The organism is Intestinibacillus massiliensis (assembly GCF_900155735.1).
Lineage (GTDB): Bacteria > Bacillota > Clostridia > Oscillospirales > Butyricicoccaceae > Intestinibacillus > Intestinibacillus massiliensis.
This window is the reverse complement of the sequence record NZ_LT707060.1, coordinates 264,599-275,088: the sequence shown is the minus strand read 5'-3', so window position 1 is coordinate 275,088 and position 10,490 is coordinate 264,599. Positions and strand designations below refer to the sequence as shown.

Below are 10,490 nucleotides of genomic sequence, written 5' to 3'. Positions count from 1 at the left end.
GCTTCGACAGTTTTCGACAAACTTTACACAGAAAATAGTGGATAATACAATCTGTAAACAGAATTTACAAAGTCTTCCACTTATGGTGAAGATCCGCTATTTCCCGTGCCCCAGAATTTCCGTAGGATACGGGAAGCCAGGATCACGACTAAAACAGACAAAACCGATGCCCCCCAAACGGCCGGCATGATATCATATGGGTTTTGCGCCCCATACCCGGCGCGCACTGCCGCAACGGTGGATGGGATGAGCTGGATCGACGCCGTATTGAGCACGATCAGCGTGAGCACCGCATCCGGCGCGCCCCGCCGGCCGCACACGGTATACAGCCTGTCGGCCGCGCGCAGCCCGATCGGCGTCGCCGCGTTGCTAAGCCCAAGCAGGTTTGCCGTGACGTTTGCGCTGACCGCCTCCATCGCTTCCCTATCCGCGGCAGCTTTGCCGAACAGCGGGCGCAGGAGCGGGCGGAGCAGGGAGGCGATCTTGCCAGCCAGGCCGGAAGCGCTGACGAGTTCCATAACCCCGGACCAAAGGCACATGATGCCGGTGATGCTGAGGATCAGCGATACCGCTTCCGTCGCGCCCTTGGCCGCGGCGGCGGAAACCGCGTCAAGCCGTCCGGTCATTGCGCCGAACACCAGGCTCAGCGCCAAAAAAGCCACCCATAGCTTGGAAATCAACTTTAGTTACCCCCTTCGGCGCTGGCCGCTACTTTGTTTGTGATCCGACCGTCGGATTTCACATATTTGGAATGTTTTGTGAGAAGGAGTGTCAAAAAATGAAATCTACTGGTATTGTCAGAAAGGTCGACGAACTCGGCCGCATTGTACTACCCATCGAGCTTCGCAGAACGCTCGACATCGACGTGAAGGACGCACTGGAGATCTATGTCGACGGTTCCCAGATCGTACTGAAGAAGTATGAACCCGCCTGCATTTTCTGTGGGAACGCCAAGGATATTGTCCATTTCAAGGGCAAGAATATCTGCAAGAGCTGCATGGCCGAAATGGCGGGCTCCATCTAAGGGAATAGGCATACATACCGGCGGCGCCCCCGTGGTGGGACGCCGCCCTTTTTTGCCCTTAGGCAGGGCGCCCGTCCTCCGGTGCGTTGCCCTGCCGCTTCCGTGCTTCACGGTACTTTTCCCGCGTCGCCATGCCCCCACGGATATGGCGCTCGCATTTGTTCTTGGCCAGCACGGACTGTACCTGCAAATAGAGGGAACGGTTCAGGTGGGACAGCCGGTCTGTAATATCTTTATGTACCGTTGATTTCGATATTCCAAACTGCGCGGCGGCCTGCCGCACAGTCGCTTCCTGCTCAATGATATACTGCGCCAGACGGACGGCGCGTTCCTCCGGTAAGCCTTTCACAAGTGCTCTCCCTCCGATTCCTGTCGTTGTGATATTGTATCTCTATGCCGCCGGACGCGCAGATAGACGTAAAAAGCCCCGTGCAATCGCACGGGGCCTCATCTTATCCGGCCTGCGGCCGCCTGATTCCGCCGGAGGGCGCTTCCTGGAACAAAAAAGCCCGGGGCCAATGCAGCCCCGGGCTTTTTTTATGCCTTGTCCTGTTCGTATGCCGCGCGCACCGCCTGTGCGAGCTGGTCGGAGCAGGACGTGCCTTTCCCGCCGCAGCTGATGCCGCGGAAATAGCTTTCGACCTGCCCGACCGTCATACCGTCCACCACCCGGCTGATCGCCTGCAAATTGCCGTTGCAGCCGCCGATAAATGAAACGTTGTGCACGACGTCCCCGTCCAGGTCAAATGCGAGCCGCGAAGGGCACACGCCGCGCGGCTTTACTTCATACCGCAATGTTGTCAACTCCTTTACTTGTCTAATCCCGGAGCAGCCCGGCGAGCACTTCCGCCGCGCCCTCCATGGAACCTACCATATAATCCGGCGCGTTTCCACCGTCCGGCACGGGCGCGCCCTTGCGGTTAATCCAAACCGTGCGGATACCCACGGCCTGCGCGCCTACAATGTCGTGCGCGTAGGTGTCTCCCACCATGGCCGCTTCCGACGCGGTGCAGCCCGTGCGCTCCAGCGTATACCGGAAAATCGCCGGGTCGGGCTTGTCCACGCCGGCCTCCTCGCTCGATACGAAGCAATCGAACGCGTCGTCCAGCCCCAGTTCTATCAGCTTGCGCATCTGGATATCCGCCATCATATTGGTGCATACCGCCGTGCGGACGCCCGCCTCGCGCAATGCCGCAAGCAGGCGCGGGATCGACGGCTCGATCTGCATATTCGCGAACACGCCTCGCCAATAGGCGTTATGCAGGTTTTCCGCGTGCGGCACCGGGTTGATCCCGATGCGCTCCAGGCCGAATTTCGCGAACAGCGCCCGGTTGTGCGCGCTGCCGACCGGGCCCAGGCGGCGGATCGCATGCGCCCTGCCGTCCAGAAAGGCGGTTACCGCCGCTTCCTCGGTCAGGCCGAGGCGCGCCACGCCGTAAGCGCCGACTTCCTGGAGCCCCGCCCGATGGCAGGTATCCCAATCGGTATACAGCGTGTCGTCCAGGTCAAATATGACTGTTTTTAGATGCATAGGCCCGCCTCACATTAAATCAGGGTTATAGTGCGCCCGCTCGCCGCCGACAAATTTCGGGCGGGTGCGCGCGCACAGCAGAATGGCTTCGCCGATATGGTCAATCTCCAGGCGCACCGGCACGGCGACCGCTTTTAGATGCATGCCGATCAGCGTGCCGCCGATGTCCATGCCGGCCTTGGCCTGCTGCTTCACCGATTCCACCGCCACCGCATCGCGGAAGCCCTGGTAGGCCGCGGTTGCAAAGGAACCGCCCGCCTTGGGCTGCGGCACGACGTTGACGATTTCCAGGCCGAGCAGGTCGGCCACCTCGCGTTCAACGACCAGCGCGCGGTTCAGGTGCTCGCAGCACTGTGCCGCGAGGAAGATACCGCGCATCTCGAGTTCGCTTTCCACCGAGTGGAAAATCGCCTGCGCGGTATCAAAGTTGGAATCGGTGCCAATCTGTTGCCCAAGCACCTCGCTTGACGAGCAGCCGACGACCATCAGGTCGCCGACGCGCAGCTTCGCCGTATCGCACAGCGCCGCGACAGCCTTCCGCGTTTGCGCTTCAATTTGTTCCAGCATAGTTTTTCCCTCCATTTATCAAAACTCCTGATGATGGTTTGTCCTATATGTTATTATACCACAGCGGCCCAAAACGTGCAGCCTGAACGCCGTAGGCAGTGTGATGAAATCTTTTCCCGCCCGCCTGCAAGGCGCCGCGCCGGAACCCATGGCGGGCATTGCTGCATAGGATGGCATGGAGACAGAAATGCCTTCCGAAAAACCGCAATAAGGAGCGAAACGCTTATGGATATGATATGCGTGACCCCCACGCCATTGGGGACGGATGACCTCCCCGGCTTTGTCCCGCCGACTCCGCAGGACTGCCGGCTGCCGTCTGACAGCATTAACCCCGCGCTGCTGTCCCTGGCAATGGGCTTTGTCCCCTATCAGGCCTGGGAAACACCGTATGAACTCGACGTCGCGCTGCAGCGCGGCACGATCTTCCCCTCCCTCGACAAACCCTTTATCGGCGAGGAGGCGGTTACACGATGACGGAACGCGAACAACTGCTCAACCGCGTGCGCATGTACGACTTTGCACTGGTGGACGTGTCCTTGTACCTGGACGGCCACCCGCACAACGCTTCGGCGCTTGCCTATTACCAAAAGAACCGCAAGCTGCTCAACGAAGCTAAAGCGGCGTATGAAGCGCGCTTCGGCCCGCTCTCCCGCAAAAACAGCACAGACGAAACCGAATGGACCTGGATCAACGATCCGTGGCCGTGGGAAGGAGCGGATAACTGATGTGGGCATATGAGAAGAAATTACAATACCCGGTAAAGATCCAGACGCCCGACCCGACGCTTGCGAAGGTCATTATTACGCAGCTTGGCGGTGCCAGTTGCAAAAAGAGATACCGCCTCAGCCCTGCCCCGGCACGTCCACCCACCACAGCTTTTCCGCGTCGCCGTAATACAGATAACTGCGTTGCCCACAGATTTGCACCGTGTACCGGAAACCCGTGCCGGGGCTGCTTTTCAGGCTCTCCAGGGGCTGCGCCGCAAAGACCCGTTCGACCTTGTAGCGCACGCCGTCGAGCTGGAGCGCCACCGGGACAATCTTGCCCGTCTTTTCCCAGTTGGCCAGCACGTCCACATATTGCTTCAAACTACACCGCCTCCGTTTTCCATTAGTATAACCCTTTCCCAGAAAAAAGCTACCCCTTCCCGGCAGATTTTACGTCAGACTTTTCATTCCGCCAAGCCGTCCAACCTATGAAATAGATTTTGGAGGTACTTACCATGAAAAAATTGGCGCAGCCCCTTATCTCCCTGCTGCTGGCGTGCTCCCTGGCGGCCTGCGGCAAGGCGGCGGAACATACGTTTACCGGCACGCTGGAGGAAAATAAAGGCTCCATGATTACCGTGGCCAAGGACGGCGACAGCTATGTATTTGGGACGGACGGCATCACCATAAGCGCCAAGGATGGCGACACGGTAACCGTGACCTATACCGGCGACATTGAAGAGGTCGGCGCGCTGCTCGACGCGACCAAGGTCGAGAAAACCGACGCCCAACCGCATTGATTATTATGCACAAATACTTGCGCCTATTTTGCAGCAATATATACAGCCAAAAGCTTGCAAAACGGCTCCTGGATGCATATACTGAACCCCCGACCGGCAGTAATCCGATCGGGGGTATTTTTTGCCTGTTATTGTGCCGGGATGGCAGGAGGGCAAGGCCAAGTGCGCCGCGCCTTCCCTGTTGGTTAAAGGTTTGGTGCTGTCGAACTGCATCCATATCCCCGGTTTCCCCGCTTTTTACTGACCCATACTTTCATTCCATCTTCACGACCCACCAGGCATGTTCCCGCGCCACCTGCTTGTCCTTCATATAGCGCTGCGCGGCAAACCTTGTGGGAAATGTCCGGGCGTAGTCGGGCAGGTAAACCGCCACGCGCCAATTGTATAGATATTTCTTTACCCCGTCGATGTCCAGGCAGATATAGAACATGTTTCTGCCTCCCCCCTTGTTGTCTGCTTTTATTTATTTAGGTCTTCTTTCACAAATTCCATGATGTCGCCCGGCTGGCAGTCCAAATACGCACACAGGCTTTCAATAGAACGCGTATCGATATCGCCGATACGGTTCTGCATCTTGCCTACGGTAGCCGTGCCGAGCACCTTGTCCTTGCGCAGTTGATAGGTGGAAATACCGCGCTCCCGGAGCAGCATAAACAATTTATCGTATGTAATGGACATGTCGTTCCCTCCCATAAAGCTATATGATAGCACGTTATGCACTTTTTTTCTAGTGCTCTTAAGCGTAAAATAAAATCTCTTTCCCCCTTACCGTTTCGCTTCCACAAACCACCGGTTTTCCTCCAGGAACAAATATCTCGGGCGGCCGCGGATTTGTACGATATAGCGGATGCCGCACCCGCCGGCCTCGATGGACGCCGCCCGGCGGACGTCCAAGATCCCGTCCACCTCATACCGGGTGCCGTCCTCCCATTTGACCACCCGGGGCAGGATTGTCCCATCCGACCGCATGGATACAAGCACATCAACATAGGCTTTGCGCATGCCTTCGCACCTCCGAACAACCGTTTTGTTTATTCATATTATGATACATCCGTTCGTAAAATGCAACCTGTAAAAAATGACAGTCTCACCGTTTCACAACGGTTGGGGCGGCAACTTTATCGATATGCAGCACACCGCCGCCCTCCAGCGATTATTCCGCTTGCTTCTTGGCAACCATTGGGTTACAATGAAAATAGTATACAATATTGGAGGGGGTTACATGAAACGGTGGCTCAAGAGTAGCCTGGCATTTTTATTTCTGTCCTTGTTGCTTTTGGGCGGGGTGACCGTACATGCAATCACCCAGGCGCAAGATTATGGCCGCCTGATCAACTATGTGGGCATTGTGCGCGGCGCAACACAGCGGCTCGTCAAGCTTGAACTGGTCGGGCAGCCAAACGATGAGCTGATTATTTATCTGGATTCCATCCTGGACGAATTAAACGGCACAGCGGGCGAATTTGGCCTGCCTTGCCCAAATGATGCAAACTACCAAGAAGACCTTCACGACCTGACACAAATGTGGGACAACCTCAAGGGGCACATCGCGGCATACCGCGAAAATACAGAAGACTCAGCGCCGCTTGTGATGCTCAGCGAGGCTTATTTTATGCAGGCGAATAACACGGTGTTCTGCGCCGAAGCATACACCGTGCATCAAAACCACATGCTCCTGCTTTTCTGCCTCGTTATGCTGGCCGTGATGCTGCTGACATGGGCGTTTATCTTCTGGGCTGCGTCTCGCAAAATATTGCGGCTTGAGGATACGAACCAAAAGCTCAACGACCTTACGCAGCGCGACCCCCTTACCGGCGTGTATCAGATCAAGGCGTTCAAGGAGCAGGCGCAGCGCCTGATCAATAGCCATCCCGAGTACAAATTCGCTGTGCTTCACACCGATTTCTCGGACTTCAAGTATATAAACGACGTATTCGGCTACGATTACGGCGACAGTATTTTGTCGCACTACGGCGCACTGCTGCGCGACGGCCTGTCAAAGCATGAACTGGCTGGCCGCGTATCGGCGGATAACTTCGTGCTGCTGCTCCGGTATGAAGACCGGAAAGAGCTTGTGCTGCGCCAGCGCAGTACGGACGAGAAGATCACGGAATTTATGAGCCGCTCGCACGACCGGCAGTCGCTTACAACCTGCTGCGGGATTTGCTGCATCGAGGACGTGATCGAAAGCCTTGAAATCGGCGGCTATTTAGACCGTGCGAATTTCGCGCGCAAGACCGTAAAAACTGGGAGCCGGCAAAATTACGTGTTCTATGACGACAGCATCCGCCACCGCCTTTGGGAGCAGAAAAGCATCGAGCGCCGCATGTACGATGCGCTTGACCGCAGGGAGTTCACGGTTTATTACCAGCCCAAGGTCAAACTTGAAACCGGCCGGGCGGCCAGCGCCGAGGCGCTTGTGCGCTGGCGATCGGATGACGGCGCAATCATCCCGCCCGACCGTTTTATCCCGGTATTTGAACAGAAGCTTATGATTGACCGGCTTGACCGCTATGTCATGGACGATGTCTGCCGCTGGCTGCGCAGCCGGCTTGATGCCAAACTGCCGGTGCTGCCGGTTTCGGTCAATGTGTCCCGCCTGCAATTCTACGATGTGGGGTTTGTCGACCGGTATGTGGAAATCCGGGACAAATACCACATCCCGCCCGAACTGCTGGAACTTGAGTTTACAGAATCCATCGCATTTGAGAACACGGAAGTCCTGCTGTCCACGATCCAGGCGCTAAAAGCCGCCGGCTTCGCCTGCGCCATTGACGATTTTGGCAAGGGCTATTCCTCGCTGAGCCTGCTCAAGCAGCTGCCCGTCGACGTATTGAAGATCGATAGCCTGTTCTTCACCGACAGCGGGGATTGCAAGCGCGATAACGTTATCGTCGCGGGCATCATTGATATGGTGCATAAATTCGGCATCCGCACGGTCGCCGAGGGCATCGAACACCCGGACCAGGTAAACTACTTAAAACAAATCGGTTGCGATTATGTGCAGGGCTATGTCTTCTACCGCCCGCTCCCGCAGGCGGATTTTGAAAAGCTGCTCGACAGCGGCAACTAAAACACAACGCAAAAGCCCCCCATGGTACAAATCCTGGGGGGCTTTGTGTCCGCGTAGGGCGCCGGGCATGTGATGCCGGCTGCCTGAAAAACACGGTAAAGCATTTCTCACACAATCGTGAGATGAGTTGAAAAATAATGCCGAAATATGCTATAATCAGATGACCCAAATTTATATTTTTTAGGATGGAGAGGAAATGGCGGTAAGCTATAATAAACTATGGAAGCTGCTGATTGATAAAGGGATGAATAAAACGGAACTTAAAGAATGTGCGGGGATCAGCTTCAATGTACTTGCACGGATGGGTAAGAATGAAACGGTATCCATGGAGAGCATGGAGAAAATTTGCCAGGCGCTTACCTGCAATATAGGGGATGTTATGGAAATCACGGACGCACCTGAGAACACTGCCAAGCCCTTGCAAACCATCGAGCTGTTCGCCGGGGCGGGCGGCCTGGCTTTAGGGATAGAGCAGGCGGGGTTTGATACGATCGGCCTAATTGAGTTTGACAAAAACGCCGTGGACACCCTAAGGTGCAACCGGCCGCAATGGCGGGTCATACACAGCGATATTGCAGACATTTCCTGTTTAGACCTGGAAGAATATTTCGGCGTGAAAAAAGGCGAATTAGACCTGCTGTCCGGCGGCGCCCCGTGCCAGGCCTTTTCCTATGCCGGCAAGCGCCTGGGGCTGGAGGATGCACGCGGCACACTATTTTATCATTACGCCTTGTTTTTGCAAAAGCTGCAGCCCAAGATGTTCCTGTTTGAAAACGTGCGCGGGCTGCTCACCCACGATAAGGGGCGGACGTATAAGACCATCCTGAACATTTTCGAGCAGGCCGGCTATACGATCGGGGACGGGCAACGGAAGGTCCTCAACGCCTGGGATTATGGCGTGGCGCAAAAGCGCGAACGGCTCATCACCGTCGGCATACGCAACGACCTGGTGGGCAAAATCCATTTTGAGTTCCCGGCACCGCATAAATATAAGCCAGTGCTGCGCGATATCCTGCTTGACTGCCCGGCAAGTGCCGGCACAGAATATTCCGAGCACAAGCGCAAGATATTCGCCATGGTGCCGCCTGGCGGGTATTGGCGGGATATCCCGGAAGACGTCGCGAAGGCATATATGAAAAGCTGCTGGTATATGGGCGGCGGCAGGACAGGCATCTTAAGGCGGCTGAGCCTGGACGAACCATCCCTGGCCGTACTGACCTCGCCCAGCCAAAAGCAGACCGACCGTTGCCACCCGTTGGAGCCCCGCCCGTTTACCGTAAGGGAAAACGCAAGATGCCAGGGCTTCCCAGATGACTGGGCGTTTTGCGGCAGCGTGGGGCAGCAGTATAAGCAGGTGGGCAACGCGGTCCCGGTCAACTTGGCATATGAAATAGGCAAATGCATAAAAAAAGGATTGGAGTGCCTAGGATGCAACAATGGGGATTGAGCTTTATTAAAAAAGCGGATTTTAAACGGCATGTGCAGGAAACGATCCAGAAGTATGGCGAGAAACTGGAATCATTCGATTTAAAACGGTTTAACCGGAACCTTGTAGACCCGATTAAACTGATATTTGATAAGACCGTTTACCGGTCGACCTGGGATGAAATCATCAGCAATGAGATTTTCCGGCAGCGGGATAAATCCAATAACAACAGCATCGGCTATTTCCATCAGCGCATCTTCCAGTACATCGACCATTGCAGCGTCCCCGATAATGGGCATGAGGGCGGCTGGGATGTCATTTATGAAAACCCGGATGGGATCTTATTGGCGCCAAACTGCATCGTCAGCAAGGCCTATGTAGAGATGAAAAACAAGCATAACACCATGAACTCTGCCTCCGCCGGCAAAACGATGATGAAGATGCAGAACCAGATACTCAAAGATGACGATTGCGCCTGCCTGTTGGTAGAAGCGATTGCGCAGCGTTCCCAAAATATAGTCTGGCAGACAACCGTAGACGGCAATAAGGTCGGGCACCGGCTTATCCGGCGGGTAAGCATAGATAAATTCTATGAACTGGTAACCGGGCAAAAAGATGCATTCCACCAGATGTGCATGGTCCTCCCAGGAGTTATCCAGGAGGTCGTGGACCATACGGAAGGGCTGGCAATCCCGCAGGATACAGTCCTTGAGGAACTAAAATCCATTGCTGACAGCCAGCGGCAAACGGCAGAAGACCTTTCTATCGCCATGGCGGTTTACATGCTCGGGTTTGGTACATATGCAGGCTTTTCATAAGCATCCCGCGGGGCCATCCTCCTGATATACCTTTTGCTCAAAGATCAGGTCTTCTATCGCTTCTACACAATCGGATGTCCGTTTTATAATATCCTGCCCCCAGAAATGGACGGGGAGCCAGCCCAGTGCAATGAGCTTCAAATCGTTCTGGTTATCCCGGGCAATATTGCGTTCAATTTTACGTATCCAATACTCCCGGTTGTTCCCCAATTTACCTTTTTTGATATCCCAATGGTAGCCATGGAAAAACTCGCTGTCACAGAATACCGCAATTTTATACTTGGTGATTGCAATATCCGGGGTTCCCGGGAGTGCCTTATAATTTTTGCGGTACCGTATCCCCCGGCGCCATAGCGCTTTCCTTAGGATAATCTCAATACTGGTATCCTTGCCCTTTATATGGCTCATTGCCTTACTCCGCTGGCTAGGCGTCATGATATCCACAAGCAGCCCCCCTAAACTATTTTATATTGTATCATTTATCAGGGATAGCGGCAACGGCCAGCCATTCAGGCTGAGTAACACATATAAAACAAGCCCCTCA

Annotated in this window: 17 protein-coding genes and 2 pseudogenes; 9 read left to right on the top strand and 10 right to left on the bottom strand. The window is 55.1% G+C overall.

Annotated features, from left to right (window positions below; all coding sequences use genetic code 11):
* Positions 1-80: 80 nt before the first annotated feature.
* Entirely contained in the window at positions 81-680 is a 600-nt protein-coding gene (locus CZ203_RS12765) for a nucleoside recognition domain-containing protein (protein ID WP_227106807.1), read from the bottom strand.
* Between the two features lie 98 nt (positions 681-778).
* Between CZ203_RS12765 and CZ203_RS12760 the strand changes: the two genes are divergently transcribed.
* Positions 779-1,024 (top strand): AbrB/MazE/SpoVT family DNA-binding domain-containing protein, encoded by a 246-nt coding sequence (locus CZ203_RS12760; RefSeq protein WP_087066491.1) that lies wholly within the window; start codon positions 779-781, stop codon positions 1,022-1,024.
* A 58-nt stretch (positions 1,025-1,082) separates the two neighbouring features.
* Here CZ203_RS12760 and CZ203_RS12755 read toward each other — a convergent pair whose 3' ends face one another.
* The 4 genes from CZ203_RS12755 to CZ203_RS12740 form a co-directional block, all read right to left on the bottom strand.
* Positions 1,083-1,373, bottom strand: a complete 291-nt coding sequence (locus tag CZ203_RS12755; RefSeq protein ID WP_087066490.1) for a sporulation transcriptional regulator SpoIIID — start codon at positions 1,371-1,373, stop codon at positions 1,083-1,085.
* A 188-nt stretch (positions 1,374-1,561) separates the two neighbouring features.
* Positions 1,562-1,819 (bottom strand): TIGR03905 family TSCPD domain-containing protein, encoded by a 258-nt coding sequence (locus CZ203_RS12750; protein WP_087066489.1) that lies wholly within the window; start codon positions 1,817-1,819, stop codon positions 1,562-1,564.
* 22 nt (positions 1,820-1,841) lie between these two features.
* Positions 1,842-2,555, bottom strand: a complete 714-nt coding sequence (locus tag CZ203_RS12745) for an HAD family hydrolase (protein WP_087066488.1) — start codon at positions 2,553-2,555, stop codon at positions 1,842-1,844.
* A 9-nt stretch (positions 2,556-2,564) separates the two neighbouring features.
* Entirely contained in the window at positions 2,565-3,122 is a 558-nt protein-coding gene (locus tag CZ203_RS12740) for a TIGR01440 family protein (RefSeq protein WP_087066487.1), read from the bottom strand.
* Between the two features lie 225 nt (positions 3,123-3,347).
* Between CZ203_RS12740 and CZ203_RS12735 the strand changes: the two genes are divergently transcribed.
* From CZ203_RS12735 to CZ203_RS12725, 3 genes and pseudogenes are all read left to right on the top strand, one after another.
* Positions 3,348-3,596 (top strand): spore coat associated protein CotJA, encoded by a 249-nt coding sequence (locus CZ203_RS12735; RefSeq protein WP_235847531.1) that lies wholly within the window; start codon positions 3,348-3,350, stop codon positions 3,594-3,596.
* Positions 3,593-3,847 (top strand): spore coat protein CotJB, encoded by a 255-nt coding sequence (locus CZ203_RS12730; protein WP_087066486.1) that lies wholly within the window; start codon positions 3,593-3,595, stop codon positions 3,845-3,847. Before CZ203_RS12735 ends, CZ203_RS12730 begins: the two co-directional genes overlap by 4 nt.
* Positions 3,847-3,939, top strand: a pseudogene (locus CZ203_RS12725) (manganese catalase family protein); the annotation flags it as partial. The gene CZ203_RS12730 and the pseudogene CZ203_RS12725, both read left to right, overlap by 1 nt.
* A gap of 25 nt (positions 3,940-3,964) precedes the next feature.
* Here CZ203_RS12725 and CZ203_RS14955 read toward each other — a convergent pair.
* A complete protein-coding gene (locus CZ203_RS14955; protein WP_200809499.1) occupies positions 3,965-4,210 on the bottom strand; it encodes a hypothetical protein in 246 nt (81 codons plus the stop codon).
* Between the two features lie 134 nt (positions 4,211-4,344).
* Between CZ203_RS14955 and CZ203_RS12720 the strand changes: the two genes are divergently transcribed.
* Positions 4,345-4,629, top strand: a complete 285-nt coding sequence (locus CZ203_RS12720; protein ID WP_087066485.1) for a hypothetical protein — start codon at positions 4,345-4,347, stop codon at positions 4,627-4,629.
* A gap of 253 nt (positions 4,630-4,882) precedes the next feature.
* On the opposite strand, the gene CZ203_RS14810 is transcribed toward CZ203_RS12720, so the two are convergent.
* The 3 genes from CZ203_RS14810 to CZ203_RS12710 all read right to left on the bottom strand — a co-directional run bounded on the left by CZ203_RS14810 (position 4,883) and on the right by CZ203_RS12710 (position 5,631).
* Positions 4,883-5,059, bottom strand: a complete 177-nt coding sequence (locus CZ203_RS14810) for a hypothetical protein (RefSeq protein WP_159456526.1) — start codon at positions 5,057-5,059, stop codon at positions 4,883-4,885.
* Between the two features lie 29 nt (positions 5,060-5,088).
* Positions 5,089-5,307, bottom strand: a complete 219-nt coding sequence (locus tag CZ203_RS12715) for a helix-turn-helix domain-containing protein (protein ID WP_087066484.1) — start codon at positions 5,305-5,307, stop codon at positions 5,089-5,091.
* An 87-nt stretch (positions 5,308-5,394) separates the two neighbouring features.
* Positions 5,395-5,631, bottom strand: coding sequence for a hypothetical protein (locus CZ203_RS12710; protein ID WP_087066483.1), 237 nt, complete (start codon positions 5,629-5,631; stop codon positions 5,395-5,397).
* Between the two features lie 220 nt (positions 5,632-5,851).
* Between CZ203_RS12710 and CZ203_RS12705 the strand changes: the two genes are divergently transcribed.
* The 4 genes and pseudogenes from CZ203_RS12705 to CZ203_RS12695 all read left to right on the top strand — a co-directional run bounded on the left by CZ203_RS12705 (position 5,852) and on the right by CZ203_RS12695 (position 9,946).
* Entirely contained in the window at positions 5,852-7,702 is a 1,851-nt protein-coding gene (locus CZ203_RS12705) for a putative bifunctional diguanylate cyclase/phosphodiesterase (protein WP_087066482.1), read from the top strand.
* A gap of 196 nt (positions 7,703-7,898) precedes the next feature.
* A pseudogene (locus CZ203_RS15550) lies at positions 7,899-8,087 on the top strand (helix-turn-helix domain-containing protein); the annotation flags it as partial.
* Positions 8,082-9,149 (top strand): DNA cytosine methyltransferase, encoded by a 1,068-nt coding sequence (locus tag CZ203_RS12700; protein WP_407927743.1) that lies wholly within the window; start codon positions 8,082-8,084, stop codon positions 9,147-9,149. The pseudogene CZ203_RS15550 and the gene CZ203_RS12700, both read left to right, overlap by 6 nt.
* Entirely contained in the window at positions 9,131-9,946 is an 816-nt protein-coding gene (locus CZ203_RS12695; protein ID WP_087066480.1) for an Eco47II family restriction endonuclease, read from the top strand. Before CZ203_RS12700 ends, CZ203_RS12695 begins: the two co-directional genes overlap by 19 nt.
* Here CZ203_RS12695 and CZ203_RS12690 read toward each other — a convergent pair.
* Positions 9,941-10,381, bottom strand: coding sequence for a very short patch repair endonuclease (locus CZ203_RS12690; RefSeq protein WP_087066812.1), 441 nt, complete (start codon positions 10,379-10,381; stop codon positions 9,941-9,943). The genes CZ203_RS12695 and CZ203_RS12690 overlap by 6 nt on opposite strands.
* Positions 10,382-10,490: the final 109 nt, after the last annotated feature.

What these genes read in the sequence shown, in the direction of transcription:
- CZ203_RS12710 (WP_087066483.1), bottom strand. Translation starts at nt 5,631, where the DNA reads ATGCGCAAAGCCTATGTTGATGTGCTTGTATCCATGCGGTCGGATGGG.
- CZ203_RS12730 (WP_087066486.1), top strand. Translation starts at nt 3,593, where the DNA reads ATGACGGAACGCGAACAACTGCTCAACCGCGTGCGCATGTACGACTTT.
- CZ203_RS14810 (WP_159456526.1), bottom strand. Translation starts at nt 5,059, where the DNA reads ATGTTCTATATCTGCCTGGACATCGACGGGGTAAAGAAATATCTATAC.
- CZ203_RS12760 (WP_087066491.1), top strand. Translation starts at nt 779, where the DNA reads ATGAAATCTACTGGTATTGTCAGAAAGGTCGACGAACTCGGCCGCATT.
- CZ203_RS12735 (WP_235847531.1), top strand. Translation starts at nt 3,348, where the DNA reads ATGGATATGATATGCGTGACCCCCACGCCATTGGGGACGGATGACCTC.
- CZ203_RS12745 (WP_087066488.1), bottom strand. Translation starts at nt 2,555, where the DNA reads ATGCATCTAAAAACAGTCATATTTGACCTGGACGACACGCTGTATACC.
- CZ203_RS12695 (WP_087066480.1), top strand. Translation starts at nt 9,131, where the DNA reads ATGCAACAATGGGGATTGAGCTTTATTAAAAAAGCGGATTTTAAACGG.
- CZ203_RS12740 (WP_087066487.1), bottom strand. Translation starts at nt 3,122, where the DNA reads ATGCTGGAACAAATTGAAGCGCAAACGCGGAAGGCTGTCGCGGCGCTG.
- CZ203_RS12690 (WP_087066812.1), bottom strand. Translation starts at nt 10,381, where the DNA reads ATGACGCCTAGCCAGCGGAGTAAGGCAATGAGCCATATAAAGGGCAAG.
- CZ203_RS12715 (WP_087066484.1), bottom strand. Translation starts at nt 5,307, where the DNA reads ATGTCCATTACATACGATAAATTGTTTATGCTGCTCCGGGAGCGCGGT.
- CZ203_RS12705 (WP_087066482.1), top strand. Translation starts at nt 5,852, where the DNA reads ATGAAACGGTGGCTCAAGAGTAGCCTGGCATTTTTATTTCTGTCCTTG.
- CZ203_RS12720 (WP_087066485.1), top strand. Translation starts at nt 4,345, where the DNA reads ATGAAAAAATTGGCGCAGCCCCTTATCTCCCTGCTGCTGGCGTGCTCC.
- CZ203_RS12700 (WP_407927743.1), top strand. Translation starts at nt 8,082, where the DNA reads ATGGAAATCACGGACGCACCTGAGAACACTGCCAAGCCCTTGCAAACC.